The sequence below is a fragment of the Mesorhizobium sp. M2A.F.Ca.ET.067.02.1.1 genome, from assembly GCF_004023285.1.
Taxonomy (GTDB): domain Bacteria; phylum Pseudomonadota; class Alphaproteobacteria; order Rhizobiales; family Rhizobiaceae; genus Mesorhizobium.
The window spans coordinates 1-1,452 of the sequence record NZ_RZSB01001075.1 but is presented as its reverse complement, the minus strand read 5'-3'; the positions used below and the strand labels follow the sequence as shown (position 1 = coordinate 1,452).

Sequence of the window (1,452 nt, the reverse complement as noted above, 5' to 3'; positions counted from 1 at the left end):
CTTCTGCGCGGCGGTGGCGAGCATCCTCACCGTCTCGCGCCTGTCGGCCAGCACGCCCGGCTCCGGCGAGCTGCTTCTGTCGGTGCTGGCGGCGGCGCTGCTCGGCACCGTCTTCTCGCGCCGCTTCGTGCCGACCATGGGCGGCACGCTGCTCAGCGTGTTGTTCATCGGCTTGCTCGCGAACGGCTTCCAACTGCTCAACGTCTCCAGCTACTGGGTCAACGGCGTGCAGGGCGCGCTGATCCTGCTGGTGGTGGCGATCACATCCTTTGCCCGCGGTTCGGAGGGTTCGCGATGAGCATCTCGGCCAATGAAACCACCGCCAAGGTGAGCCTGCGCGGCTTCCTCGCCAAATACAGCGTGCTCATCGCCTTCGCGGCCATCGTCATCTTCTTTTCGGTGGCGAGTCCGACTTTTCTCACGCCGGCCAACCTCTTCAACGTGCTGGTCAACAATGTCGTCATGCTGGCGATCGTGGCGCTCGGCCTCACCATCGTCATCTCGTCGGGCGGCATCGATCTCTCGGTTGGCGTCTCGGTCGACATGGCAAGCATGATCTTCGTCATGCTTCTGGCCGCCGGCTACAGCGGCGTGGTCGGCGTCGCGGGCGGGCTCGGCGCGGCGCTGATCGTCGGCATTCTCAACGCGATCCTCATCACCAGGCTCAACATCAGTCCGTTCCTGGCCACGCTCGGCGTCCTCTTCATCGGCCAGAGCACGCAGCAACTCGCCACCAGCGGCGGCCAGCCGATCTATCTCACAAGCGGCTATGCAGCCGACCAGTTCAACGCAATCGCCCGCACCGCTCTGTTCGGGATGCCGACGCCGGTGATCGTGCTGATCGTCCTTGTTGTCGCGGTTCATGTCCTGCTGCATCGCTCGGTCTTCGGCCGCTATGTCCAGGCGATGGGCGCGCAGCCGGGCGTGGCCTGGTATTCCGGCATCCGCGTGCCGCGCGAATTGTCGATGGTGCATGTTCTGTGCGCGCTGCTCGCCGGCGTCACCGGCATCCTCTTGTCGGCGACGGTGAAGTCCTACGTGCCGCTCTCCGGCAATGCCTTCCTGCTCGACGCCATCGGCGCCACCTTCATCGGCACGACGCTCAGTCGCGAGCGCAAGCCTTCGGTCATCGGCACGCTGCTCGGCGTGCTGCTGCTCGCCATCGTCAAGAACGGGCTGCTTTTGGTCGGCTGGAATTTCTACTGGCAGCAGGTCGGCATCGGCGTGCTCGTCTTCCTGGTGCTGGCCGCAAGCTTCGGCCTGCGCCGCGCCGCCCATTGAATTCGAAAGGTCAAGTCAGTCATGCCAAAATTCGACGTCAGCTCGATCGGCTTCTACGTCCTCGACATCCTCGGACGGCCGGTCTCGCGTATCCCCGAAGGCGGTCGCGCCGACTATATCGAGGAGATTCGCATGACCGTCGCCGGCACGGCGGGTGCCACCGGCATGGAC

Annotated in this window: 1 protein-coding gene and 2 pseudogenes; all 3 read left to right on the top strand. The window is 64.8% G+C overall.

What is annotated here, in order from left to right; all coding sequences use genetic code 11:
* A pseudogene (locus EOA28_RS35565) lies at positions 1 to 298 on the top strand (ABC transporter permease); the annotation flags it as partial.
* Positions 295 to 1,281 carry an ABC transporter permease gene (locus tag EOA28_RS35560; protein WP_127249286.1) on the top strand — a complete coding sequence of 329 codons (987 nt, stop codon included), beginning with the start codon at positions 295 to 297 and terminating at the stop codon, positions 1,279 to 1,281. The pseudogene EOA28_RS35565 and the gene EOA28_RS35560, both read left to right, overlap by 4 nt.
* A 21-nt stretch (positions 1,282 to 1,302) precedes the next feature.
* Positions 1,303 to 1,452: pseudogene (locus EOA28_RS40720) on the top strand (kinase); the annotation flags it as partial.

What these genes read in the sequence shown, in the direction of transcription:
- EOA28_RS35560 (WP_127249286.1), top strand. Translation starts at nt 295, where the DNA reads ATGAGCATCTCGGCCAATGAAACCACCGCCAAGGTGAGCCTGCGCGGC.